The sequence below is a fragment of the Lactiplantibacillus garii genome (assembly GCF_003885105.1).
Classification (GTDB): Bacteria; Bacillota; Bacilli; order Lactobacillales; family Lactobacillaceae; genus Lactiplantibacillus; species Lactiplantibacillus garii.
On the sequence record NZ_QWZQ01000041.1, the window covers coordinates 1 to 25,949 of the forward strand.

The following is a 25,949-nucleotide window of genomic DNA, read 5'->3' on the forward strand; positions in this document are numbered from 1 at the left end:
TACCTCTAATGTTACAAATCTAACCTGGATAAACTACCCTTACACTTCTAAGGTCTTTTGGCTTATTTGGGTACGTATGAGTATAGACGTGGCGACCATCATTTAGTTTCTTTTTGGTAATTGTTAAAACATAAGAATGTCGTTTAGATGTGGTGTCTGAAACACCGTCAGGCGTGCTCTTAATGTTCCTTGACGAAATCTTATATTTGTTGTGGCCTAAGTACTGGTATTTAAGGTAAGATTCAAAGTTATTTTGACCACCCCAACCACCAACGACGCTACTCTTTACATCTTTCTTAGTTGGATAAGGCCAATTCCAAGTGGTCATGTTCTTTAAGATCTTTGTAAAGATGATTTGGCCATAGGGTTCTACTTTTCCTTTTTTTGAAGTTTCGTTGAACATAACGATAGCGAGTTTTTGCTTGTAATACCAGTCGTGCTTAGTAGTCATCGTGTCACGCCCATGATTCGTTACAAGGTTCTTTGGTAATCCGTTATGCCACTTACCGGGTTTATTGGTTCGTTTACCGATTTTGCCCTTTAACGTTGAACTCAACAACCAACCCTTAACTTTACCGTTGGCTGACTTTACATAACGGTAAGTCGCAACTTTACCCTTTTTGGTCCGAATTGTAATTGATTCGGTTGAATAGAAAGTCTTGGTTTTCTTACTCTTTGAATAAGAAGTCAGGTTTTCATTCTTGTACAAGCTCAAGTTTGACTTGGCGTGAACTTTCTTGAGTTTTGACCGTTTGTAAAATTTGGCATTGGTAACCCGATCAATGCTGAAACTCTTGTTAGCTTTGGCGCTGGCCTTGGTGTTAGTCGCAACTGTCCCTATAGTAGCGACGGCAGCTAAAACCAGGGTTGAACGCAATAATTGCTGATGCATCTTTTGGTCCCCCTTTATAATAAAAAACATCTCGAATAAGCGTCGAATTTAATTGACGTATAATCTGTTGGTTATTATACAATACGCAGCAGTATTTTTACAGTTAATTTGGACCTTAACGGCCGTAACTCGAAATCACCAATACTCTTCACCTAAACTCCAACTACCAATAGTAATTCAACAATTTATCGATCTAAATTCAGCACCTCTCAAAGGTACCACCATAACAATGTTTACTCAGTCAATTCCAAGACAGCACCGCGGGTAAATTCACCATTTTAGAAACTCCTGAGGGAAATTTTGAGACCCAGCCAGAACATGGTGAGCGATTCTACAACCACAAACAAAAACGAGTTGCCAATAACGGCAACTCGTTTTTATTTGTGGACAAGCCCATCAATTCGGTACACCAATGATTGTGAATAGGTATCTTCATTTATCAAATTGAAAAACAGACTCCTGTCCATAAATTGTTAATGCCTTAGAAATCTGGGAACCGGGTTCAAACATCACATCAAAAGTCTTGATGACACCATCGGAAATCAGTTAAATGTAGATTAGCAACCCAGTCGTCATTTTTTTGAAGTTTAAAACGTTTTTCGGCTATTTCGAATGCCTTCCAAGTCTTTTGTGTTACTCATTATTCGCGGTGTACTCGTATTTAGGGCCGTCGTTGTCGGGATCAAAATCGACCGTTAAGTCGTAACCCTTAAAGAACCACTCGTCGCGGTCGTTTACGTAGTAGTTGACGCCGTCCTTTTGCACTTCGACGATCGGGTTATGCGGTTCGTCGTCGCGCATCAGGCCAATCGAGAAGCCGCTGTGGACCGCCGTTTTACCGTACGTTTTCCCAAAGAAGCGCACCCCGTTACCGGTCGTCACGCCCATGTCGTCGTGGAACCACTTGCTGGCTGCATCCGTAATCGTAATTTTCATGTTGCCACCTCACTCTGTAATCGTTTACAGTCATTGTGCCCTTTTTACAGTTAAAACGCAACATTGCGCCCCAGTGAGCAAAGCGCGACCACTTAAGTCTGAAAATTAACCGGTCGTGCTAAACCGATTTACCGGTTTCCGGAGATGTGGTGTACTGATAACAACTTAGGCTGTGACGCCGTGAAAGTTCAGGTCAAAACGGATCAGACCATTAGTGAACCCCAGCTAACGTTACACGTTCCCGTCGATTAGTCCCAACTGAACTAACTGGTCACCTTACTGACCAAAGTCGCGCTGACCCCAACCACGTTACGGGTTTCACAACCCGGTCAGGCCGGCGTCCTACCACTAACGTTAACTGATTACTTGACCGTACCGAACGCTACGTTCCACGAACTTGGTAAGGACAACTAAACGCGGCTAACAGTCTAGCAACGTGACGACGGTCTCGTCATTTTCGCATTCCCGGAATGACCCGCGCTTGGCCAATACAAGCATAACGGTTGTTACAATCAAGGCGTAACTTACTAGCTCAGCCACTTATTGTTTTTAGCAATTTGAACGGCTTCCATCCGGTTATGGACCCCCAGTTTACTAAAAATGGCGGATAAGTAGTTCCGAACGGTCCCCGCCGACAGGTAGAGTTTAGCCGCGATGGCCTTTGTCGCCAGGCCCTCGGCGGCCGCGGCCAACACGGCCCGTTCACGCTCTGATAAGGGATTGTTTTCCGCCGACAACATGTTAACGACCAGCTCCGGCGCGTAGATGGTCTCCCCGCTCATCACGCGCCGAATCGCCGCGATCAAGTCGTCACTCGGACTGTCCTTTAGCAAGTAAGCGGCGACCTGGGCCTTGACCGCCCGCTCAAAGTAGGCCTTTTGCGCGAAGGTGGTCAAAATGACCGTTTTCGTGGCTAACGGGCTGGCCTGAACGCGATCCGCCACGTCTAACCCCGTTAAGCCGGGCATCTCAATGTCTAAAACGGCCACCTGCGGCTTTAATGCTTGGATCTCCGTCCAGGCCGTCTGACCGTCCGCGGCACTGCCGACCACGTGGAGATCGTCTTCTAGTTCTAAAAGCTGGGTCAAAGCGGAGTTCAGCATGCTCTGGTCCTCAGCCAAATACAGTGTGATCATGTTCTTTCCCCCTTCGGTAAAGTCAGCGTAACGCGGGTGCCGCGACCGGACTGACTGATTTGAAACGTACCGTGACCTTCCAGCATCCGCGCGCGCATCCCGCCAATACCGTTTGAACCGTTGCGGGTCACGCCGCCACCGCGCCCGTCGTCTACAACGACAACTTGATAATTCGTTTCACTGGCGCTAAACGCGACGTTAACTTGATTAGCGTGCGCGTGCCGGATCACGTTGGTCAGGGCTTCCACCAAGCCGGCGGCGAAGCGCCCCTGAATCTCAGTTGGCCACTGACTAGCCGCCTGTTCACCGGTCGTCGTCAGCCAAACGTTGGCGGTGGCTAAGTTTCGGCTCTGCGTCAGTAAGACCTCGCTTAGCGACTGCTGGTGAAGGTCGTTCACGATCGAACGCACGAGTTGTAAATTTTCCCGGCTGGTCTGCGCGATGTCATCCAGTTCGTGCGGCACCTTTTCCGGCGCTTTCGTCAGTAATTTTTTGGCGAGCTCCGTTTTTAATGTGATCATGGAAAAACTTTGTCCCAGGGTATCGTGGAGGTCGCGGGCGATGCGTTCACGTTCGTCACGTTGAACGATGGCCTCCAAACGCCGGTTAGCCTGGTTTAACTGGCGTTTACGCCACATCGAACGGGTAAAGGCGTCGGACAAAAACGGCGAAATGAACGGGAAAAAGAGTCCCAAAAGGTCGTTACTTTGCCAGTGTGCAAACACAGTCGGATCCACCAAGTAGAACCGGACCAGGCCGGCACATAGGAACGCGTAGTAGCCGCTAACAAACCAATAAAAGTACTTTTTCGGCTGACGCCCCAAAATAAAGGGCACTTGCCACCCCGGAAAAATGATCAAATAGTCGTTAGCGTTAAACACGGCAAACAGCCCCGTGACCAATAGCTCCAGTGGAATGGTCACTTTGCGCCAGCGGTTCATTTCGACCACCAGCACGTAGAGGACCAGAAAGGCTACCAACATGGCCAGCCAGAACCAGTCGGTCGCCCGCCGCGCCGGTAAGTACATTGCAAACGAATACGGCAAATAGGCCAGCCACACGTAGCTGGTCCATTCGATCCGGTTAAATTTTAGGCGCCACTTAGCTTTGAACAACCCCATCCCCCCGTTTAACTCGGTAACGGGTCACGACCACAACGAGGACCAGTAACCCACCGATCCAAGTGGCCGTGCCGTAAAAATTAGTTATCCTTAGTGTACCATTGGTGACGATGCGACCCAACAAATCGTTCACAAAATAGGTCGGCATCAGCTCGCCAACCGGCCGGATCCACGCAGGCAGCATCTTGATGGGCCACCACAAACCGCTTAAAATCGCCATTGGAAACGTGATCAAGTTCCCAACGATGCTCAACGTTTCCGCCCGGTCGATAAACGATAACAACACCCCTAGTAAAATAATGGGCAACTGCCCAATAATGGCCCAGCCACCGATCAGCAACCACTGACCCGCACTTAACCGCACCCCGTTAAATACCGTGGCCGTTAATCCTAAGACCACGACCGCGATCACGTTCATTAACAGGCTCAACAGCCCAATCGAAACGTAGTACGGCGCAACCCCAGTGGGCGTTAGTTGCAGCCAGCGGGTCAACCCGCGGTCCCGGTCCCGCATGATGAGTTCGGCGATCCCCATCAGCGCGATCAGCATGCCGCTATAAACGATCATGCTGCACATGTATTGCATTTTAAACGTCGCCAGTTCCCGCGCCGAGCCACTGACCAGTACCCGCGTAAATAGTAAGTAAAAAGCGGCCGGCATCATAATTGAAAAGAACTGAAACGACCGGTTCCGGCCGACGACCCGGTAAAAATCAAACTTTAATTGTGCGCGTAGCGTTTTCATTTGGCACGCCCTCCCGTTAATTGAACAAAAATATCCGCCAAAGACTCACGGTGAACCGTCAACTGGTGCAGGTCTTTTAAGTAGGGGACTAAGGCTTGTAACGTGCGGTCCCCGTCCGTCGTAATCAATTGTAGACCCGCCGCCTGCTTGGTTGCCGTGACCACCCCGGCTAAACGGCCAAACGGGGTGACGGGTAACGGCGTCTGACAAGTGATGACGACCCGCTGATAGCGTTGTTGTAGGGCTTCAAACGGCCCCTGAAAAACTAAGCGGCCCCCTTGCAGTAGCAAAATTCGGTCCGCGACGTCTTGGATCGTGGGTAAGTAATGACTAGTGATCACCACCGTTTTCCCCTGGTCCCTTAACGCCCGCATCCGTTGCCAAAAGGCGCGCTGCGCGTTGGTATCCATGCCGACGGTCGGCTCGTCTAAAAAGAGCAGGTCCGGGTTACCAATCAGCGCAACGGCGAAGGTCACCCGCCGCAGCTGGCCACCGGACAGGCCGTTCAGGGCGCGGTGTTTGAGTGCCGTTAACTGTAAATCACTCAGTAACCGTTGCGGCTCTAGCGACTGGGCAAACTGGGCGGCCGCTAATTGTAAGTATTCGCCGACGGTCACGTTCGGGAGGACGACGTCGCCCTGTAACATGGCTCCCAAGTGTGCTTTAACGGCCGAATCGCCGGGACCGTGACCGAATAATTGTAATTGGCCGCTGGGCAGTGGTAACGTCCCCAGTAATAAATTTAACAAGGTGGTTTTTCCGGCCCCGTTCTCCCCAATCAGTCCGATAATTTCACCCGGCTGCACCGTGAACGTCACGTCCGTTAACACGGGATGCTGACCGTAACTAAACGCGACGTGGCGCGCTTTGATCAATGCTGTCATCACTGTTTCCCCCTCACTTGATACCCCTAGTTTACCCAGCAAGGAGTGGTTCGCCCAGTTCCATTAGTCACTGATTAGCCGTGACAAATGTCATGTTTAGTCAAGAGTGGCAAGCCACGAATTTTAAATGCGCGTTGCGGTACACAAAAAGCGTCTAAATGACTCGAATCATAGCGAGTCATTTAGACGCTTTAAAACGGTTGCTTAGGCGTTTTCCACCTTTAAAATTTTAACTTTCATGGAACCGGCGGGGATGTCAATTGAAACTTCTTCATCCACGTGGTGACCAATTAAACCCTTGGCAATTGGTGAATCGTTGGAGATTTTACCTCCCATCGGGTCGGCTTCGGCTGCACCAACAATGGTGTAGCTTTCGGGGTCTTCGTCGGGTAATTCCTTAAACGTCACAACTTTACCGACCGAAACTTCGTTTTCATCGATTTGTTCACTATCAATGATTTCGGCGTATTGAAGCATGTGTTCAACCGTCTTGATCCGGTTTTCGAGTAAACTTTGTTCGTTTTTAGCGGACTCGTATTCCGAGTTTTCGGATAAGTCACCGTAGCTCCGCGCAATTTTAATCCGGTTAATAATTTCTGGGCGTTGGTTGATCTTAAGATCTTCAAGTTCTTTTTCGAGCTTAACCTTGCCTTCTTCTGTCATTGGGTACGTTTTGTCTTCAGCCAATGTTTCCACTCCTCTAATTCCTGTAATAGTTAACTCAAAGACCAGCCTACCATTCTGGATTTTAAATGTAAACTCCGAAATCCAAAATAGCGCTGGTCTTTTAGTTTTGTTTATAAAATCGAACGGACCTTCGTCGTTAATAAGTCGATGGCCACTTCGTTTTCGCCACCCTCGGGCACGATGATGTCCGCGTAACGCTTAGTGGGTTCCACAAACTGGTGGTACATCGGTTTAACGGTCGCCAGGTACTGGTTGATCACGGAATCGAGCGTCCGCCCGCGTTCCTTGATATCGCGTTGAATCCGGCGAATGATGCGAATATCGTCGTCGGTATCTACGAAAACCTTGATGTCCATCAAGTCCCGTAAACGCTGGTCGTCCAAGATCAGGACACCCTCCACGATGATCACGTCGCGGGGTTCTTGGTGGATGGTCTCGCTGCTACGGGTGTACTGTTCGTAATCGTAAACCGGCTTTTCGATTGGTTCGTAAGCCAACAGCTGCTTAATCTGCTTGATCATCAGGTCGGTATCAAACGCCAACGGGTGGTCGTAGTTGACCGCGTGGCGTTCCGCCATCGTCATGTCACTTTGATCGTTGTAGTATGAATCTTGTTGCAAAATCAGTAACGACTGCCCCGATAACTGGTTGTAGATCGCCTTGCTGACGGTCGTCTTACCACTACCGGAACCACCGGTCACACCAATGACAACTGGTCGCTGGTGCTGTTTATTTTCACTCATTTAAAATTAGCCCCGTTCTTATTTTTCAGCGGCTTCGTTATGCTTCGAAACCTTCTTAATGTTTGCCGCGTGTCCCGCAGCGTCCTTCGCGTAGTACACCTTACCCGTCTTCAGGTCGGCTACGAAGTACATGTAGTCCTTACTGCGTTGGGCCGGGTTTAAGACCGCCTTGATGGACGTCAGGCTCGGACTGTTAAACGGACCCGGGCCGTAGCCCAAGTTGAGCCGCAAGTTGTACGGGGATTTCGTTTGGAGATCCTTCGCCGTTAACGTGGACTTCGTCGAGTTGATGGCGTAGAACACCGAAATGTCGGAGTCTAAGCGCCACTTGGCATCCAACCGGTTTAAGAAGACCCCGGCAATCAAGCGTCGATCCTTTGTGGTACTGCCTTCGCGTTCAACTAATGACGCCAAGGTCATGATTTCTTGGACCGACATCTTCGACTTCTTGATCTGCGCGTAGTACGGCGTCAATTCGTCGTTGGTCTTAGAAACCATTTGGGTAACTAACTGCTTTAAAGTCGTCTTCTTACCAACTTCGTAGGTCGCCGGGAAGAGGTAACCTTCCAAGTGGTAGCGCACCTTTTTGGCGTTCATCGACGACGTCAGCAGTTGCGGGTACTTTTTGGCCAGCGACTTGATAAAGGACTGGTCCTTCATCAACGCCAGAAATTCAGCCGCCGTAAAGTCGGTCTGTTTCTGAACCGTTTTGGCAATCGTGGTGATCTGACTACCTTCAACCACTAAGACCCGGCCGCTCGAACTCTGAATTGGTTCGGACGAACCGCCCTTGTTCAGGGCTTTGGCGATCTGTGCCAAACTCATCGACGGTTTTAATTGGTAATAGCCGGCGTGGAAGTTCGACAAGTTGTGGGCCTTGGTCCAGTATTCAAACACAAAGCCACTCTTAATAATTTTGTTGGATTGCAAAATATCCGCAATCTTTTTACCGTTGGCACCGTACGGAATATCGACTTGCACAACCTGGTTATCCTTGCTGTTATACGGTTGCGTTGCGTTATCGAAATAACGGTAACCCATCACACCAATAATAATCAACAATACTACTAAGATCCCAATCACGCCGCCAATGACGTGCTTAGAAAATGATTTCCGCTGTTTTTGCACCGACCGATTTGGTTCTTCGGTCGACCCATGATCTTGTTGATCCTGGTTATCTTGGTCGTTATTCAAGATTCGCCCCTCCATTTATTAATTAATCCTATCAATTATACAAAACTGACGCGTGCTTTGCACTAGTTGACGCGTAGTTTTAGTGATTTTTAAAGTTACGCGGCCGTTTTACCACCCAACAACTCCGTCTTCACCCTAATACCCTTCGTTAACGCTAGGTATAACTTATAGTAATTAAATGAAAAAACTTAACCTTTTTGCGGGGCGCAAAGCTAGGAAGTGTTAACCGTAATTTTCTAGTTTAGTGCTAATAGTCGCCTTCCGCTCGGCGCTGACTGAACTGGAACGTGGTGGGCACGAGTTGAAGCCCGTCGAAACCCACGCCGGCCTCCGACCTCGACCTTTGACGTAACGGTCGAAAAAACCGACCGTAAGTCAAATTTCACCACTGAGCTCATCAGCGCGGTCGCTCCCGGCTAAAATTGGTCGTTGGCGCCACGCTGGTCACACTACTTTGCTGTTTTACTGGTATTTCTAAATTTTGGAATCACTTCCGAAATTTAGGCTGTGTTCTTTGACGTTGCATCAAAAGTTCATTCAGTCACGTACGAATTAGTAGTTTACACTGCAATTAATTATTAAAACGTTTCAATTCAATTTCAATGATCACCTATTCAAACGAAATTCATTTCATTTTCAAGATATTTTAACTTTGCTTGGCGCCAACGACCCGTTTAGCCGGGAGGGAGTGTCGCGATGGGCTCAGCGGTGAAATTTCACTTGGTCGGGGTATTTTCCCGGCCTAGTGAAAGACCAGTCTTGAAGACAAGCGGTTTGTGCTTGGCTTCAAGCTGTTTCCACCGCGTTCCAGCCCAGTCGCGGCCGACCGGACGGCGGAAATTACCCACTAACTTAGCGCATATCAGCGCAATTCATCGGTTGTTTTTATAAATTAATTCAACCGAAATTCAAGTCAAAAAACAGCCCGCAACGTCGGCTGCGGACTGTCTATTAATGACTGATTAACGAATTTCGGCACCCAGTTCTTCGGTTAAGGCACTCAGAACTTTGTCAAAGGCGGCGGTAACGTCGTCGTCAACTAAGGTGGCGTTTTGATCACGGTACGTTAACGTGTAGGCTAACGACTTCTTACCACTTGGCACGTGGCTGCCGTTGTAAACGTCGAAGAGTTCAACGCTTTGCAAGTGGGCGCCACCCTTCTTATTGATCAGGGCGACCACGTCAGCGTTCGTTACGGTGTCGTCGATCAACATGGCAACGTCGCGGGTAATGCTTGGGAACTTCGAAATTGGTTGGTACTGTTGCCGAGCCTTTGGTAAGGCAATCAGCGCGGTCAAATCAAGTTCGAAGACGTAGGTTTCCCGGACTTTGTAGGCCTTAGCGGTGTTCGGGTGAATTTCACCCACGAAACCAACTAACTGATCGCCAACGAAGATGTTGGCGGTCCGGCCGGGGTGCATTTCGGGGTGGGCGGTCGTGGCTACGTAGCTGACCGGCGCTTCTAAGGCGAGACTCTTCAGGTAACCGGCGACGATCCCCTTGATCTGGTAAAAATCAACGGGTTGTTCGGCTACGCCCCAGCTCTTCTTAACCATTGAACCGGTAATCGCGCCGGCAATGTGTTCAATTTCCTTCGGACGAACTTGTTCGGGCTGGCTGTAGAAGACCCGGCCCTCTTCGTATAACGCCACGTTATGTTCTTTACGGGCGTTATTGTAGGCTAAGTCGTCCAGTAAGCCGGAAACCAGGCTCAAACGCAAGGTGGTCCGTTCCGAACTCATCGGGAAGTCCAGCTTGGTCACGTCACTTGGGTGTAACGCAAAGGCCTTGGCCTTGGCTTCGGTCGTCAGGGAATAACTGATGGCCTGCGTTAAACCGGCGCTTTCCATCAATTTGCGGGAATCGCGAATGATTTGTTGGGTCTCGTTGAGTTTCCCGATGGTTGGTTGTCCCGTTGGTAAGGTCGCCGGTAAGTTGTCGTACCCGTATAACCGGGCTACTTCTTCAATCAAATCGGCTGGAATATGAATGTCCCAACGACGGGATGGAACCGTAACCGTGTAGGTTTCGCCAGTCAGCGTGGTTGGGAAATCTAAGCGTTTGAAGATGTCGGCCACCGTGTCGAGGGATAGTTCGGTCCCCAGCACGTGGTTGATCTTACTTAACGTAATTTGCACGGTGACTGGTTGAACGTCTTCGTCGCGCCCAACGCACACGCCGTTAGCAACCGTTCCGCCGCTTAATTCGGCGATCATGGCCGCGGCCGCGTTCAGCGCCGTTTCGGTCATGCCGTGGTCAATGCCCCGTTCGTAGCGCATGGAAGCTTCACTGTGTAAGTCGTGGTTATGGGCGGTCTTCCGAATCTTCACGGCGTCAAACACGGCCCCTTCAAGGGCGATGTCGGTCGTCGCAGCGGTCACTTCGGTGTCTAAGCCCCCCATGGTCCCAGCTAAACAGATCGGCGTGTCGTCGCTGCAAATTAAGAGGTCGGTTGGCAATAACTCGCGGTCCTCACCGTCCAAGGTGGTCAGGTGTTCACCGGCCTTTGCTAAGCGGACGTTCACGTGGCCGTTGGTTAACTTATCGTAGTCAAAGGCGTGTAACGGTTGACCGTACTGCATCAAAACGTAGTTGGTTGCGTCGACGACGTTGTTGATGGGCCGCATGCCGGCGTTCCAGATCCGAATTTGGAGCCAGAGGGGACTGGGTTTGATGGTCACGTTTTTGATCAGTCGCATTTTATACATCGGCACGTCGTGTTCGTCGGCGTCAACGCGGACTTCTAACTGGTCGTTGGCGTCATCGCTTTCGTCTTCGTGTAAGTCGACCGTCGGCATCGTTGGGGTTTGGTCGTAAATGGCCGCTAATTCGTGGGCGGTTCCGTTCATGCTGAGCATGTCCCCGCGGTTCGGGGTGACCGACATGTCAATGATCTCGTCGTCCATCCCCAGGTAACCAAAGACCGGGTCACCGGGCGTCGCGTCGTCAGGTAAAATGAAGATCCCGTCGGCCACTTCCTTAGGGACCAGCTTTTCGTCAAAGCCGAGTTCGTCTAAGGCGCAGATCATGCCGGCCGACTTAACGCCGCGCATCTTGCTCTTCTTGATCTTCGTGTGGTTTCCAATCCAGGAATTTGGCAAGGCCACGATCACGTTTTGACCGGCAGCCACGTTCGGCGCGCCACAAACGATTTGTAACGGTTCGTCTTCACCCACGTCAACGGAACAAACGTGCAGGTGGTCAGAATCGGGGTGCGGGTCACAAGTTAAAATATGACCCACGACGACCTTTTTTTGCCCTTCGTCGGGACGGATCACGCCGTCAACTTCAACGGCCGTCCGTTCAATTTTTTCTGCTAATTCATCGGCCGGAATGTCCAGCTTTAAATAATCCTTTAACCATGCTGTTGAAATTCTCATGTGGACTCTCCTCCTAGCCTTTCTTGTAGAACTGTGATAAGAAACGAACGTCGTTTAAGTAGAAGTTCCGGATATCGTCAACGCCGTACTTCAACATGGCGAACCGGTCGGGGCCTAAACCAAAGGCAAAGCCACCGTATACTTCGGGGTCGATCCCGGACATTTCCAGCACGTGCGGGTGGACCATGCCGGCACCGAGTACTTCGATCCAGCCGGTTTGTTTACAGATCGCACAGCCCTTGCCGTTACAGTTAAAGCAAGTCACGTCGGCTTCCACGGACGGTTCCGTGAATGGGAAGTAGCTTGGCCGCAACCGAACGTCGAACTGGTCCCCAAACAGGGTGTTGGCCACTAACGTTAAGGTCCCCTTCAAGTCGGCCATCGTAATGTGTTTGTCGACGACTAACCCTTCGATTTGGTGGAACTGGTGCGAGTGGGTCGCGTCATCGGTATCCCGCCGGTAAACGCGGCCGGGGGATAAGACCTTGAGCGGACCCTTGGAGAAGTCGTGATTTTCCAACGAGCGCGGTTGGTCAGCCGACGTCTGGGTCCGTAACAAAACGTCCTTGGTAATGTAGAACGTATCCTGCATGTCGCGGGCCGGGTGATCCTTCGGTAAGTTTAAGCGTTCAAAGTTGTAGTAGTCCTCTTCAACTTCGTCCCCGTCCACGATCTGGTAACCCATGCCCATGAACAGGTCTTCAAGTTCCGTAATGATCTGGGTGATCACGTGCGGTTGGCCCTGCGGAATTTCGCGGCCCGGTAAGGTCACGTCCAGCTTTTCAGCGGCCAACTGTTTGTTAACGGCGGCCTGTTCCAATTCTTCACGGCGTTGGTCGATGGCGTTTTGCAGCCGGTCGCGGACCTCGTTAGCGTAGGCCCCCACCTTGGGCCGTTCTTCGGGTGCCAAGTCCCGCATCCCGCGTAAAACTTCGGTGATGGGACCCTTTTTACCAAGCAGATCCACTTTAACTTGGTTGACTTTTTTTAAGACATCGGCGGACTTAATGTCGGCCAAGCCTTGATCACGTAATTCAGTTAACCGATCTTGTAAACTCATGTGCTTCCTCCAATATTTTTATTAACGTTTTAAACGCAAAAAAAGACCCCGTCCAAAAAGGGACGAGGTCATCGCGGTACCACCCTTGTTCACGGCGCTAGTTAGACTAGCCCCGTGCACTTTTCCCGTCGTAACGGCCGGGTGACCGGAAAATTATTTGTTCGTTCAAACGCCCAATTTCAGCTCAGAGAGTGAATTCGTTAGCTTAAGTCGCCGGGGTGCTTGCAATCGATGACACCCTTCCCTAAGACGCCGCTGCTAACTACTATTTCTCGTCAAGGCTTTTCTATCTACAATGTAAGTCTATGGCAAAGACTAGTCGCCGTCAACCCATTAATTAGTTTCGCTCGGACTAAACCACTTGTCGGACCACGTGTGGACGGTCTCCATCACTTGGCGGAGGTCCTTGCCCTTGGTCGTTAAACTGTATTCGATCAGCGCGGAATCACAGTGGGTGACCCGGCTGACGATCCCGTTAGCTTCCAACTCTTTTAAGCGCACGACCAACACCCGGTCGCTGCACTTCGGAATCCGCCGGGCTAAGTTTTTAAAGCGTTGCGGCCCGTCTTCGAGTAAAACGTCAATAATTAAACCATTCCACTTCTTACCGAGAATGGAAAACGTCTTTTCGAATTTGGGACACAGTTCAAAATCAACGGCTGAGTCTTCAACCGTTTCTACCATCATTTCTGACATAACAATGACCTCCAAAGAATCTATTAACCGGCGGAGACCTTGCCTCGGAACCGATCTAATTGTTTGGCCACTTTCGTACGCAATGGTCCAAAAAATTCATGTTCTGCTTCATAATCGTCGACTAAAGAGACTAACAAACTTTCACGGTACTTGGGAACGGCCAAGGTCGCCCCAAACATGTGCTTCAAAATGATATCCTTTTCCATCGGCGTTAATTTAGTTAACTTTTCCGCGTTCCGTAACGCAACGCGGGGATGGATAAACGCGTGTGACCCTAAATCAAACTTGGTTTCACGCCAGTCATAATAAAACAAATCATGCAATAATCCACCACGAGCAACCGCCGTCGTATTGAGATGCCATTTCTTCGCTAAAACATAACTATCATATGAAACTGCAATCGAATGATCTAAGCGATTCGAATGGTGGTGCTGCGTAAAGTCCGCTAACCGCTGTACTTCGGGCTGAGCCAACAAATCCGCAATGATCGCCACGTATTCGGAATCTTGTTTCCACGCATTAGTTTTCATTAAAAGCTCCCTTTGTTAATAACTACCGTTATCCTACCAAAAAGTAAGTAAATTGAAAAGTATTTTGCCCAATTTAAACGGCCATCTTACTTATCTTAAGTTAGTGATAGAGTCCAAACATCAGGATCCCGGCGGCGACCGCCACGTTCAGCGACTCCGCGCGGCCCTTGATCGGGATGTAGAGGTTTTGGTCGGTCTGGGCGAGTAATTCACGGCTCATGCCGTTACCCTCGTTACCCATGACCAGGCCAAAGCAGGCCGGCGCGTCCACGTCTAAGTACTGGGTCGCCTGCGGGTTGAGTTCCGAACCGTAGACCGGCACGTGGTCGGCGTGTAAGCGGTCCACTAAGGTCGTTAAATCAGTGCTGATCAGGTGCAAATGGAACTGACTGCCCTGCATCGCCCGTTCAACTTTCGGTTGGTGGACGTCCACGGTCCCCCGCCCAAACGCCACGCCGGCAAAACCAGCGGCGTCGGCCGTCCGGACCATCGTCCCAATGTTGCCGGGGTCCTGAACGTTATCTAACAATAACCACGGTCGCGTTAGGTCCAGCTTGGCCAGTTCGTCGGCCGGGGCCTTTGGTAACGTGACCAGCGCAAACACCCCCTGGGGGGTCACGGTCGCGCTAATGTGGGTCGCCACTTCTTCCGAAATTTCAATCACGGCCGGAAACTTGGTCAGGTCCGGTTGCGTGGCTAACTGTTTCGCGGTGATCAGTAACGTTTTGATAGCAACCTTCGCCTTGACCGCTTCGTTGACCAGGTGCCAGCCGTCCAACAAGTATTCGCCCTGTTGTTTGCGGCCCTTTTTAGTCTGTAACTTTTTCCACGCTTTAACGTGCGCGTTTTGTAACGAATTAATTTTTTCCATCGGGATTTTGAACTTCCTTTTCTGCCCTGTCAGTTCGCCCGGAGCGGGGCAAACGCACAATTTACTTTCAAGTATAGCATATCGCCCGCGCGCCGTTTCCATGCTATTATATTAGTGTACGATACTTTACTACGAATACGACTTGAATTTAAAGGAAGTGACAGTATGCGCGCAGTAACTCTGCAAGCCAGCGGCCGCGTTCAGGGCGTTGGTTTCCGTTGGGCCACGAAGGTTGCCGCCGATAAGTGCGGTGTCAACGGCATCGTTCGCAATTTAATGGACGGTTCCGTTTTCATCGAGGCGGAGGGCGAAGATCAGCGGGTCCAAGTCTTCATTGACGTGATCCGCCAATCCCCGACCGACTTTGGCCGGGTTGATCAGCTGATCGTAAAGGATACCGAGCCGCAAAACTACCATAATTTTCGGATAACTAATTGAAATCCCCGTTCAGGTTTAGTATCATCAAGTTTATATATCTTTAACAAAGGGGATTATGATCTATTGAAATCTAAAAAAGGTCTCACGTTAATGTTAACGTTATCGACGTTGGCATTATTCCTGAGTGGCTGTGTGCGGACGACCGCGTCCGGTAAACCATACGGCTTTATTTACAACTACCTGGCCCGTCCCGGACAATCCGTGATGCAGTGGCTTTCCCACATCCTGGGAAACAACTACGGCTGGGCAATTATCGCTTTGACGGTGATCGTACGGCTCGTTTTGCTGCCGATGATGGTCAGCCAACAACGTAAGTCGACGTACCAACAAGAGAAGATGTCCGCGGTCAAGCCGCAGATGCAAAAGATCCAGGAACGGCAAAAGGCCGCCACGACCCAGGAAGAAAAGGCCGCTATCAGTAACGAAATGATGGCCCTTTACCGGGAAAACGGCATTAGTATGACTGGTGGGATCGGTTGTTTACCACTGTTGATCCAATTACCGATTTTCTCAGCCCTCTACTACGCCATCCGGTTCTCACCAGAAATGCAGACGGCGGTCTTCATGGGGATCCCACTGGGGAAATCCAGTTTACTGCTCGCCATTTTAGCCTTTCTGTCCTACTTGGCACAGGGGTACCTTTCGATGATTGGTTTACCCGACGACCAGAAAAAACAGATGCGCTTGATGCTGATCATGAGTCCGGTCATGATCCTGTTCGTTTCAATGTCCGCCCCGGCTGGGCTCGGGTTGTACTTCTTCGTTGGTGGGCTGTTCGCCTGCTTACAAACGTTGATCATCAACTTCTTCCGTCCCCGGATCCGGCGTGAAGTTGAAGCCGAACTGAAGAAGCACCCGATCAAGACACCGACCCCCGCTGCGGCTAAGCCGGCTAAACCAGTTAACGCCACCGAAAGCGACGCTAACCAGCAGTCGCACCACGCACCCGGTAAAGGTCGTAACGCGGGCAAGCAACAACGCCACCACCGCAATTAACTTTTAAACCACAAAAAACGGATTTCCGTCATGGAAATCCGTTTTTTTGTTGACTAAATTTATTCACTGAGTTGTACCCGTACCCCGGCAACCGCCACGGTGTTAACGAGTAGTTCGATGGCATGTTCCCCGGGATACAGCTTGCGGGTCGTCAATTGCCGCCACTTGATGGTGAACTGGCCGGTAAGCTCCGTGGCCGCTTTAAGCGTCAGCCGTTTTAAGAAGAAATCCTTAAAAGCGTCACTTTTATTTTGCCGAACGTAGTGCACCCGGTAACCTAGGTACAACGGCAAATCTTGCTTAGTCGGGTTACGTAGTTTGTACGTCAGTGCGGAGACCTCACCGATGGCGATCCGCGTCACCGCACTCGTTAAGCGAACGGGCGTTAAGAGCGCCGCGTCCCGTTGATCGTACCCCAGCAGGGTCAAGACCGCGGGGACTCCCTGCTTAAACAACGTCCGTAAACCGCGGGTCAAGATCCAATTAGCGCTAGGTGATTGGCCCCAATACCGCTGGGCAAACTGAATCACCAGGTCCGGGTGGTCCTTGCTGATATCGTTTAAATTATTAGCAACCGATTTTTGGACGTAAACGCTGGAATCCCCAATCAGCCTGGTTAAAATCGGCATGATCGGGGCCGGGTCATCAACGTAGGGCTTAAGCCGTATCCCCCACGGTAACCGCGGGCGCATCCCTTCGCTGGCCAACCGCCGCACATCCTCATCGGCACTCGCCGCCCACGTTAACATCTGGCGCGCCGTCCGTTCGGGGTAGCGTAAAATAAACGGCCGAATGGCAAATTCCGCGCTCGAGTAACGGGTCAACTCCGCTAGCGTGGTCATGGCCGTTTGCCAATCGTTAAGCCCGTACTCGGCCACGTAGTTCGGTAAGCAAATCGCCGCTAAGCCATGAAACTGGGAACCAATTTGCCGTAAAATGGCCGCCGCCCGCTTAAAGTCGGCCGGTAACTGGGCGTGCAGCCCGGCCGTGATCCGGTCACGCCGGTCCATCAGCTTTAAATCCGGCCAGTCCGATGTTAGGCAAAACGCCCGCAAAGCGGTACCGTCAAAATTCGGTTGCACCGCCGTCACCGCCGCGCCCAACCGGTCAATAAACGCGGGTGAGTACAAATCCTTTAAAACGTTTGCCAAGTAAATCCCTCCTTAACTTAACCTCACCATAGTCTACACGCCAAAGATTGACACGGGCTGTCAGCTTTTAATAATGCGCCAACATTTTTTGGAGTTCTGCTCGCACGCGTTTCCGCAAGCTTTGGGGTGCTAACACTTCTAAGCCGGCCCCAAACGACAATAAAAAGGTCAACAACCAGTCACTATCGGTAAACTGACTAGTGATGATGAAACTCCCGTCCGCTTGCGGGGCCACCTGGTCCGCCGGAAAGTTTTCACTGATCCGGTACTGCAACGCCGCCGCTAACCTCAATTTAACCGTCATTTGTTTGGTTGGTGCCATCCCCGTTGGTTGGGCCTTTAGCCACGGCCGTTGCGGATCGCCCGGCGTGGGTGCGGCACGCAAGTTTTCGATGCGGCTGAGTTTAAATAACCGCGGCGCCCGCCGCTCAACGGCGTAACCCTCAACGTACCAGGCGTGGTCTTTAAACAGCACCCGGTACGGGTAAACCAAGCGTTGACCCCGCTGGTTTCGCGAGTTTAAGTAACCAAACGTCACGAACCGCTCTTGTAAGATAGCGTCCCGCAACCGTTCAACCCATTCACGTTGGTGGGCCGCCGCGCCACCCCAGGCCGTCGGGTCAATTTGCAGCCACGCCACCGGGTGCCGGTTAAAGATGGCCGCCAGCTTATCCAACGCCATCCCGTCGTCAACCCGCAACGTTTGTAACGTCTGCAAGGCTGCCAAGATGTTGACCTGCTCATCCGCGTTAACGACCGTACTGTTGAGCTTAAACTCCGGCAACAGCGCGATCCCCCCGTTACGGCCCTTCGTCGCGTAAACCGGGAAGCCGGCCGTACTAAGCGTGTCCACGTAGCGGTAAATCGTTCGCACCGACACGTCCAAACGCTCCGCTAATACCGGCGCGGCCAGTTGCTGATTTTCCAGTAATAGGTAGATCATTTTTAACAGTTTTTCGGCTTTCACGTCCCCGCCCCGCTTCTTTTTGTGATAACTTTCAGCTTAACAAAAAACACCCCCACGCGCACGTGAAGGTGTGAATAATGGCTAAAAAATAATGCCCAGAATCAACCCGATCAACTGCATCCCCTGAAACATCATCAGGTTTTGCGGCGCGGTGTTAAAGGTAGTTTCCTTCACTTGTTCCGCGTTGAACGCCCGGATGTTCTTCAGGATCTTCGGTAAAACGAGTAAAACTAATAATTGATAAATTGGTAAGACTTGTAAGATCACGCTAATGATCACCGGTACGTAGCCGAGCAGCGCCAACGTATCGTAAACTTGTAAGGAACGCTTGTGGCCGATGTAGTACGGCACCGTGTAACGTTCATTACGAATGTCTTGCTGCAAGTCCGAAATGTTGTCGGCCAGCATGATGTTGGACACCAGGAAGATCCCCGGTAAACCAACTAAGATCATCACCAGGATGTTTTGCAAGTTGCCGACCAGGGCAAAGCGTGGCCAGTCAAAGGCAAAGCCCGCCAAAACCGGCGTGGCCACGTTCATGTAGACGCTCAGGAAAAAGACCCCGAAACCTTCCACGCAGCCGGATAAGAGTTCACCCAGCGGGAACCGGGAAAATGGTACCGGTCCGTACGTGTAGAAGACGGCAACCCCGATGGCCGCCGCGCCCATGAAGAGCAACAACAAATTGGTCTTAAAGACTAACACGATTCCTAAAATAATGGCCGTGGCCAGCATTGCCAGCATCATGTTCATGGACCGCCGTGGTGACAGGTGCTCGCGGCCCACGATGTTGTAAGTATCGCGGTAATGCAGATCCTTTGCTAAGTAGTAGTCCTGCACGTTATTGAACCCCGTTACAAATAACGCAATCGCGACTTGGGCAATTAAATAAATTAACGAATTAACCCAATTAAACGCGTGAAAATAATAAATTGAAAACAAAATACCAATGAAGTACTGAACCACACTGGCCGCTTTCGCATTCAACCGAATGAATTGCAAGAATATCTTGAACGTCATCGGCCGATAAGCTGTTTCGTTTGTCAACTGTTTCGCCCCCCGAATGAATTTACTGCTCTTCCACTATAACAGAAATTATCACTTGTGAAAATAGGTTCAATTAAAGTATGGCCGCCAAAAATCGCTCGGTTTGAAAGCGCACCCGTGCCCCCGACGATTATTACGGGTGGCTGAGTTCAACTTAAGCGGTACAAACTGACTTTTAGGCCCGTTACGGCACCTTTATTACGCAAAAAAGCATCAATTACACCGTTGTTGGCGTACTTGATGCTTAGTTTTTAACGGACTTATTTGTAAATCATTTGTAAAATTGACGGACCGCGGTTAGCTAACACGAAGCCGGCATTTTGTTGGTGCATGAAGGCCACACCTTCAAACTCACGGTTGCCCGTAAAGTTGGTGGCACTCACGTCGCTGGCGTCCAAGTGGCCCAGTTTGTCCACCGGTACCGAGAAAATACTGCCGTTTGAAACTAGGTACAGGCGGTTGTTAGCGCCGTTATAGCCCATGGATTGGACCACGCTGCCGGGCGCCTTGCTCAACCCCTGCATGACCAGGCTAAAGCGGACCCGCCCGGTACTAATCTCACCCTTATAGATTTTGGCGGAATCGACCGGCGCGGTTGCCCACGGCGTGACCGTTTGCGTCCAGTAGTAGGCGTTCCCGTCGTTGTCAAAGGCTAACACGCTGCCCATGTGCATCCCGGGTTTGAGCGTAAAGTTGACGGCGGCGTCCGGGGTCAAGGTGTTAGGGTTCAGTCGTTCGACCGTCGATTTGTCGGTTGAACGGCCCTTTACGAACCACAGCTCGTTAGTTTTCGGGTTGAGGGCCAACGACTGGGCGTGACCCGTATTAAAAGTCGGCCCAACTTTAATGCACTTTAAAATGGCCTTATCCGTTTTAGTAGCCTTGTTGTGGTACTGGTCCACGGCGGCCTTGCGAACTAACTGCATTTGGCCGTTTTTACGGACTCCTAAGCTGGTCAACTTCTGCCAGTCGTAGCGGATGACCCACCCGTTTTGACTGTCCGTTCGGTTCCCCGTCTGATCCACGTACATGACGTAGAGGTAGCGGTCGTCCTTAGAAAAGACCGCGCTTTGGGGGTTCGAATTGATCCCCTTCTTCGTCGCGCTGTCTAGCGGTAAGTACAACGTGGACTGTAATTGATAATTGCTATCCGCGCCGGTCTGCCGGACGGTCGCCAACGTATCACTTTTCGGCTGTAACGTTTTTTCCGCGTGGTAGGTCGGTGAATAGTCGTAGCTGTACTTCGGCACCGCGTACTCGCTCGGCACGGTGACCGTCGAAAAGTCCTTGGACTTATAAGCGTTCAACACGTTCGCGGTCGCGTTGTAGGCCGTCACACCGTTCGTGGTGGCCCCCGGCGTGGTTAAACCGCTGACTTCTACCGGTTGCTCAGGTTCGGCCGGTTTGGGCTCAGCCGGTTGGGGTTTGACCGGGGCCTTAGTGGTCAGATACTTGTTCCAGACCCAGCCCTTAGTCCCACCCTGTTTGACGTAGTAGTAAGTGTACTTTTTGCCGCGTTTTGGTGTACTTTTTATTCTTAGCCAGCTTTTTACCCTTTTGAAAGTAAACGTAGCTGTTTTTACCCTTTAACTGGTAAAGCTTGCCGACCTTGGTGGTTGAACGGTAGTAGACCTTCGCCTTCGTTTTCTTAGGCGTGGTCGCCTGACCATTTTTACCGGCCTTTAAATTGGTCACCTTGGTCCAGCCGGCCGCCCCGGTCTTGGCGTTTTTCACGTAGTAGTAGCGTACCTTGTGACCCTTTTTCGTGACGGTCATCTTTTTTGAGCGGACCCAGGTCGTTTTGGTATACTTTTTTAGCGCGTGGTTCGCTTTTAGGACCGGTTTTTTCAGTGAACCGCTCAGCTTGTAAGTCACGCCCTTTTTGCTCAGCGAATAGTACGCCTTGTGACTGACCTTAGTCGCCTTGCTGCGGTAAGTTTTGCTGACCGCTTTGCCCCGATGCTTGCTGGCAGCGGCCGCGTTATTCGGTTGGCTCCCCATTCCGATCAACGCCGCACTTCCGAGCAGCGTCACCCCTAACATGACGCGTTGTTTGAACTTCATCCCTGACACCCCTTATATAAAAATTGGCCCGCTGCGGACCTCATTTCACGTTTAGCCCGTACCCTGCGTTTCCCCGCGATTGCTTAAACGTATAAATTAATTCTAACATAAACATACATAAATACATTAATAGTTTTAGGGAGCGCGAACGCCGCTACTAATTGCGACGGCGCGGGACGACAAAACGCGGCCGTTACTCGGTTGAAACTGGAGTAACGGCCGCGTTTTATCAGCGCTTGCCGGGGTTATTAAATTATTGATAACTTAGCCGCATGAGTTCCGGTCCCTTATTGGTCAATAAGTAGCCGGCGTTACTGCGATGGCGCCAAATCAGCCCTTCAAATTCACGGTGGCCGCTAAAGTTTGTGCAACTCACGTCACGCGTCGTTAAGTGACCTAACTTAGCCAGCGGCACTGAAAAGATACTTTCGTCCGCGACCAGGTACAACCGACCATTTTGCTGATTATAGCTGACCGATTGTAAAACTTTGCCGGGGGCTTTTGCCAAGCCCTGCATGATCAGTTTAAAGTGGACCTGGCCCGTCCCAAGGACCCCCTTGTAAAACTTGACCGAATTAACTGGTGCCGTCGGCCACGCTGACTTGGTCTGGGTCCAGTAATAGGCGTTCCCGGACTTATCAAAAGTGAGCGTGCTGCCCATGTGCACCTTGGAATTCAATTTAAAACTGACCTTGGCGTTGGGTTTTAACGTTTTGGCACTCAGCCGCTCCACTACCGCGGTATAGCTATCCTTATAGGACTTAATAAACCACAACTGGTTGGTCTTGGGGTTTAAGGCCAGCGACTGCGCGTGGCCGGTCGTGAAACGGGGCCCAACTTTCATACAGTTGAGTACCTGCTGATCCACCGCGGTCACCGTCCCGTTATAGTAGTGGTTGGTGGCCCGCCGTAAGCGGTCCTGACTCACCAGGCTACTCCCAAACAATTTGCTTAGCGCCGTCATATCGTAACGGATCACCCACCCGGTTTGCTTGGCGTTGCTGGCCTGCGCGTTATCTACGTACATCACGTACAGGTAATGATCATTCTTAGAAAACGCGGCGCTTTGGGGGTTACCCAGGACGGCTTTACGCCCCAGCCCCTTATAATCAATGGGTAAATACAGCGCCGTTTTAAACACGTAGTTGGAGGCCGAATCGCTGGTCCGCTTGGCCACCTTTAACGTGTGATTGGCGGTTTGAAACGAATTGGTAGTCGCGTAATCGCTGTCGTAGGCGTAGTTGATTGCCCCCAACGCGTAGTTGCCGACCGCGACCGTTGAAAACTTGTTGCTTTGATACGGTGTGAGGGCGTCACCCTTCACCCGATAACTAGTTACCCCCTTGCTCGTGCTCCCTTTGACCGTCTTTCCCCGTTTGCTGTCAAGCGTTAAGTAACCGCTCCAGACCCACCCGTGGGCCTTGCGCTGCTGATTCGTGACGTAAACGTACTTGACCGCGTGGTGGTTGCGGGTCAGCGTGACCCGCTTAGTGGCCTTCCACGTCGTTTGCCGGTAGTTTTTCAAGGCAACGGTCGCTTTTAACCGGGTTTTAGCGCGCGTACCGCTGAAACGGTAGGCTTTGCCCGTCGTACTCGTCGAATAGTACGTTTTAGCTTTGAGCTTGGTCACCGCGCTGCGCCGATACACCTTGGCCGCCTGCACGGTCGGTGCGCCCATTAGCGTTACGCCCAGTCCGACCCCGATCATCATTAACCACCGTTGTTGCCACCGCATTTGAAGACTCCCCTTCACACGTCGGCCCCGTTCGGCCGAACGTGTTAAATTTAAATTAATCACCCTATAAATCATCTTATCATAAACTAATTCACTGTGATTAATTTAATTGTGGAAAATCCCCGCACTTCACGGCTTCGGACGGTAATTTTTTAACTTTGATGAGCAACTTAACCTAACTAGCAAAAAAACCAAGGGTCCTCACAGCAATTCTGCTGCAAGGACTCTCGGTTGAATTTTTTGACTTTAATGATGCTGTTTGGCATTCGGCGCGTCGTCATCGTGTTCGTGATCATCAAGCGGCTGCTCGTCTTGGTCATACGTCGCCGGCTTGATACCCGCCGGTAATTCCGACTTGGCAATTTTTTCGACCTTATCCGTTTCGGATTCGGCCGCGGCTAACAGTTCCGGGTCGCGCAAGATCGGCAGGTGGAACCGGAAGATCGAGCCCTGGCCCACGACCGATTCCACGCTAATCTTACCGTGGTAGCCCTCAACTAGTCGCTGGGCGATCGATAAGCCCAACCCGTTACCGCCCTTATCACGGCTGCGGGCCTTATCCACCCGGTAGAACCGGTTAAAGACCCGGTCCAAGTTATCCTTGGAGATCCCCTCACCAAAGTCCTGGACCGCCACTTCGACGTAACGGATATCGGTCGACAGTGACAGGTGGATCTCCTTGCGCTTGGTCGAATACTTGACCGCGTTGTCGAGCAGGATGATCAGGATCTGTTCCAAGTGATTACGGTAGATCTGCGCGTAAACCGGCTTTTTAACGTCGTCGTCAAACGTAAAGCGGAAGTCCGGGTGAATCATCTTAAAGTCGTTAAAGGCCTGGGTAACCAGTTTCTGGACGTCGGTGGTCTCGTGACTAAAGTTGATTTCCAGTTGTTCGGCCCGCGACAGGTCCAGCATTTCCTGAACCAAGCTCTGCATCCGTTTAGTTTCCGACAAACTGGCCGCGAGCGATTCGGACAAGACCTGCGGATCATCCTTGCCCCAGCGGTTCAACAGTTCCATGTGGCCCTGAATGATGGCGACCGGGGTCCGCAGTTCATGGGAAACGTCCTCCACGAACTGTTGCTGCTGGGTGATGTAGCGTTGCATCTGGTCCAACATGTCGTTAAACAGCACCGCCAGATCGGACAACTCGTCGTTGCGCTTTAAGTCTGGGACCCGTGAATCGGTCTGCGGGTCGGCGTTGACCGCGTTAATGGTTTGCCGAATTTTACGCATCGGCCGTAATAGGAACGCCGCTAAGCAGTAGCCCAGCAGGGTCGCCCCGAAAATGGCAATCATCGTCATGACCACGAAGATCCAGATCAGGTTATAGGTCGTGTTGTGGTAATCGGTCAAACTATCGGTAATTTGCGCGTAACCGATCAGCTTATGGGTCGCGGCCGCGTAAATTGGCGAACGGCCCACGAGTTCGGCGTCGTGGCCCCGGCCGGTCAGGTCGACCTCCCGCTTCGTGCTCTTTTGGAACTCGTGCGCGTCCTTGCGGGAAATGTAGAGCGTTGTCCCGTGCGGATCATAGACCGTCACGGCTAAGTTAGTCCGTGACAGCGCCGTGAGCTCCGAATCCGAAAAAATTTTACTTTGCAAAGCGCCGTGTTTGCGTTCGGTCATACTGTCGGCCGGTTCCACGCTTGCTTCGGGTTGCAGCTTGGCCGCGACCGACTTGATGGTTAAGCCCTTGGATTCGGTCCGTAATGATTGTTGTACCGTGGTGATGGCACTAGCAACGTCGCGTTGTTCTTGGCGCAATAAGAGGTTCGTGAAGCTCTTATAGACCAGTATTGAAAAACAAATAAAAAGGAGCGCGGTCCCAATTGCGGTCCCGAGCGCCCATTTCCATTTTAATGACCAACGCTGCCGTTGCTGCGGCATCTCCGCCTCAGCGTGGTTCGTCATTAGGAACGGATCACGTATCCAGTCCCACGAACTGTTTGGATGTAACTCTTTTCACCCGGCCGGTCAATTTTATTCCGTAAGTAACGAATGTAAACGTCCACGACGTTGGTTTCGACTTCGGATTCGTAACCCCAGACCTTGTTCAACAAAACGTCCCGGGCTAACACCACGTTGATATTTTCCATTAACGTCAGTAATAATTCGTATTCACGCTTCGTTAAGTTGATGACCTCGTCACCGCGCTTAACCACTAAGTTTTCCTTTTCGATCGTCAGATCTTTGTAAGTGACCGTAGTTTGCTTAGTGCTCTGTTGTTCACTTTCCAAATCGATCCGCCGTAACAGCGCCCGTAAGCGGGCTAACAATTCTTCAATCGCAAACGGTTTAACGATGTAGTCATCGGCCCCGTGATCTAAACCGGAGACCCGGTCAATGACCGAATCACGGGCGGTCATCATGATGATCGGCGTGTTTTTAACTTCGCGCACCCGCCGGCAAACTTCCAAACCGTTTAATTCTGGCAACATTAAGTCTAATAAGATGGCGTCAAAATCTTCGGCTAAGGCGGTGTCAAGCCCCTTACGCCCGTTATATTCAACTTGAATGTCGTAACCTTCGTGCTTTAATTCAAGTTCAACAAACCGGGCCAGATTTTTTTCATCTTCAATAATTAATATTCGACTCATTTACTTTTAGTCACTCCTAATATTCAACTTATCTAAGAACCGTGCATAACCGTGCTGATAGCCCGGTTACTGGTAG

24 protein-coding genes and 1 other annotated feature are annotated in these 25,949 nt (G+C 51.0%); of the genes, 2 read left to right on the top strand and 22 right to left on the bottom strand.

The window, feature by feature from the left end:
• Positions 1-19: 19 nt before the first annotated feature.
• From D1831_RS10975 to D1831_RS11040, 14 genes are all read right to left on the bottom strand, one after another.
• Positions 20-892 carry a hypothetical protein gene (locus D1831_RS10975; RefSeq protein WP_125072975.1) on the bottom strand — a complete coding sequence of 291 codons (873 nt, stop codon included), beginning with the start codon at positions 890-892 and terminating at the stop codon, positions 20-22.
• Between the two features lie 633 nt (positions 893-1,525).
• On the bottom strand, positions 1,526-1,828 hold the full coding sequence (locus D1831_RS10980; protein WP_125072976.1) for a HesB/YadR/YfhF family protein: 303 nt from the start codon (positions 1,826-1,828) through the stop codon (positions 1,526-1,528).
• A gap of 527 nt (positions 1,829-2,355) precedes the next feature.
• Complete coding sequence (locus D1831_RS10985) at positions 2,356-2,964, bottom strand: response regulator transcription factor (RefSeq protein ID WP_125072977.1); 609 nt, start codon at positions 2,962-2,964, stop codon at positions 2,356-2,358.
• Positions 2,961-3,992 carry a sensor histidine kinase gene (locus D1831_RS10990; protein ID WP_225422858.1) on the bottom strand — a complete coding sequence of 344 codons (1,032 nt, stop codon included), beginning with the start codon at positions 3,990-3,992 and terminating at the stop codon, positions 2,961-2,963. Before D1831_RS10990 ends, D1831_RS10985 begins: the two co-directional genes overlap by 4 nt.
• Positions 3,993-4,065: 73 nt before the next feature.
• A complete protein-coding gene (locus tag D1831_RS10995) occupies positions 4,066-4,830 on the bottom strand; it encodes an ABC transporter permease (RefSeq protein WP_125072979.1) in 765 nt (254 codons plus the stop codon).
• Positions 4,827-5,714: an ABC transporter ATP-binding protein gene (locus tag D1831_RS11000; RefSeq protein WP_125072980.1), complete on the bottom strand. Its 888-nt coding sequence runs from the start codon at positions 5,712-5,714 to the stop codon at positions 4,827-4,829. The genes D1831_RS10995 and D1831_RS11000 overlap by 4 nt, the downstream gene beginning before the upstream one ends.
• A 204-nt stretch (positions 5,715-5,918) precedes the next feature.
• A complete protein-coding gene (gene greA / locus D1831_RS11005; protein ID WP_125072981.1) occupies positions 5,919-6,401 on the bottom strand; it encodes a transcription elongation factor GreA in 483 nt (160 codons plus the stop codon).
• Positions 6,402-6,511: 110 nt separating this feature from the next.
• Positions 6,512-7,144, bottom strand: a complete 633-nt coding sequence (gene udk, locus D1831_RS11010; RefSeq protein WP_125072982.1) for a uridine kinase — start codon at positions 7,142-7,144, stop codon at positions 6,512-6,514.
• Positions 7,145-7,162: 18 nt separating this feature from the next.
• Positions 7,163-8,353: an endolytic transglycosylase MltG gene (mltG, locus tag D1831_RS11015; protein WP_125072983.1), complete on the bottom strand. Its 1,191-nt coding sequence runs from the start codon at positions 8,351-8,353 to the stop codon at positions 7,163-7,165.
• Positions 8,354-9,300: 947 nt separating this feature from the next.
• Complete coding sequence (gene pheT / locus D1831_RS11020) at positions 9,301-11,718, bottom strand: phenylalanine--tRNA ligase subunit beta (RefSeq protein WP_125072984.1); 2,418 nt, start codon at positions 11,716-11,718, stop codon at positions 9,301-9,303.
• A gap of 13 nt (positions 11,719-11,731) precedes the next feature.
• Complete coding sequence (gene pheS, locus D1831_RS11025; protein ID WP_125072985.1) at positions 11,732-12,778, bottom strand: phenylalanine--tRNA ligase subunit alpha; 1,047 nt, start codon at positions 12,776-12,778, stop codon at positions 11,732-11,734.
• A gap of 55 nt (positions 12,779-12,833) precedes the next feature.
• Positions 12,834-13,066, bottom strand: a binding site (T-box leader).
• Between the two features lie 45 nt (positions 13,067-13,111).
• Positions 13,112-13,474 (bottom strand): winged helix-turn-helix transcriptional regulator, encoded by a 363-nt coding sequence (locus tag D1831_RS11030; RefSeq protein ID WP_125072986.1) that lies wholly within the window; start codon positions 13,472-13,474, stop codon positions 13,112-13,114.
• Positions 13,475-13,497: 23 nt separating this feature from the next.
• Positions 13,498-14,004 (bottom strand): HD domain-containing protein, encoded by a 507-nt coding sequence (locus D1831_RS11035; protein WP_125072987.1) that lies wholly within the window; start codon positions 14,002-14,004, stop codon positions 13,498-13,500.
• A 100-nt stretch (positions 14,005-14,104) separates the two neighbouring features.
• On the bottom strand, positions 14,105-14,875 hold the full coding sequence (locus tag D1831_RS11040; protein ID WP_125072988.1) for a TrmH family RNA methyltransferase: 771 nt from the start codon (positions 14,873-14,875) through the stop codon (positions 14,105-14,107).
• A gap of 165 nt (positions 14,876-15,040) precedes the next feature.
• On the opposite strand from D1831_RS11040, the gene D1831_RS11045 reads away from it, so the two are divergent.
• Positions 15,041-15,313, top strand: a complete 273-nt coding sequence (locus D1831_RS11045) for an acylphosphatase (protein ID WP_125072989.1) — start codon at positions 15,041-15,043, stop codon at positions 15,311-15,313.
• A gap of 63 nt (positions 15,314-15,376) precedes the next feature.
• The gene (gene yidC, locus D1831_RS11050; protein ID WP_125072990.1) at positions 15,377-16,309 is read left to right on the top strand and encodes a membrane protein insertase YidC; all 933 of its coding nucleotides are present in this window, start codon (positions 15,377-15,379) and stop codon (positions 16,307-16,309) included.
• 59 nt (positions 16,310-16,368) lie between these two features.
• Here yidC and D1831_RS11055 read toward each other — a convergent pair whose 3' ends face one another.
• The 8 genes from D1831_RS11055 to D1831_RS11090 all read right to left on the bottom strand — a co-directional run bounded on the left by D1831_RS11055 (position 16,369) and on the right by D1831_RS11090 (position 25,873).
• Complete coding sequence (locus D1831_RS11055; protein WP_125072991.1) at positions 16,369-17,460, bottom strand: DNA alkylation repair protein; 1,092 nt, start codon at positions 17,458-17,460, stop codon at positions 16,369-16,371.
• Positions 17,461-17,527: 67 nt separating this feature from the next.
• Positions 17,528-18,427: a helix-turn-helix transcriptional regulator gene (locus D1831_RS11060; RefSeq protein ID WP_125072992.1), complete on the bottom strand. Its 900-nt coding sequence runs from the start codon at positions 18,425-18,427 to the stop codon at positions 17,528-17,530.
• An 81-nt stretch (positions 18,428-18,508) separates the two neighbouring features.
• Complete coding sequence (locus D1831_RS11065) at positions 18,509-19,447, bottom strand: UbiA family prenyltransferase (RefSeq protein WP_125072998.1); 939 nt, start codon at positions 19,445-19,447, stop codon at positions 18,509-18,511.
• Positions 19,448-19,734: 287 nt separating this feature from the next.
• Positions 19,735-20,811, bottom strand: a complete 1,077-nt coding sequence (locus D1831_RS11070) for a hypothetical protein (protein ID WP_125072993.1) — start codon at positions 20,809-20,811, stop codon at positions 19,735-19,737.
• 133 nt (positions 20,812-20,944) lie between these two features.
• Positions 20,945-21,538: a hypothetical protein gene (locus D1831_RS11075; protein WP_125072994.1), complete on the bottom strand. Its 594-nt coding sequence runs from the start codon at positions 21,536-21,538 to the stop codon at positions 20,945-20,947.
• A 253-nt stretch (positions 21,539-21,791) separates the two neighbouring features.
• The gene (locus D1831_RS11080) at positions 21,792-23,273 is read right to left on the bottom strand and encodes a hypothetical protein (RefSeq protein ID WP_125072995.1); all 1,482 of its coding nucleotides are present in this window, start codon (positions 23,271-23,273) and stop codon (positions 21,792-21,794) included.
• Positions 23,274-23,519: 246 nt separating this feature from the next.
• The gene (locus tag D1831_RS11085; RefSeq protein ID WP_125072996.1) at positions 23,520-25,187 is read right to left on the bottom strand and encodes a HAMP domain-containing sensor histidine kinase; all 1,668 of its coding nucleotides are present in this window, start codon (positions 25,185-25,187) and stop codon (positions 23,520-23,522) included.
• Positions 25,187-25,873 carry a response regulator transcription factor gene (locus tag D1831_RS11090; RefSeq protein ID WP_125072997.1) on the bottom strand — a complete coding sequence of 229 codons (687 nt, stop codon included), beginning with the start codon at positions 25,871-25,873 and terminating at the stop codon, positions 25,187-25,189. Before D1831_RS11090 ends, D1831_RS11085 begins: the two co-directional genes overlap by 1 nt.
• Positions 25,874-25,949: the final 76 nt, after the last annotated feature.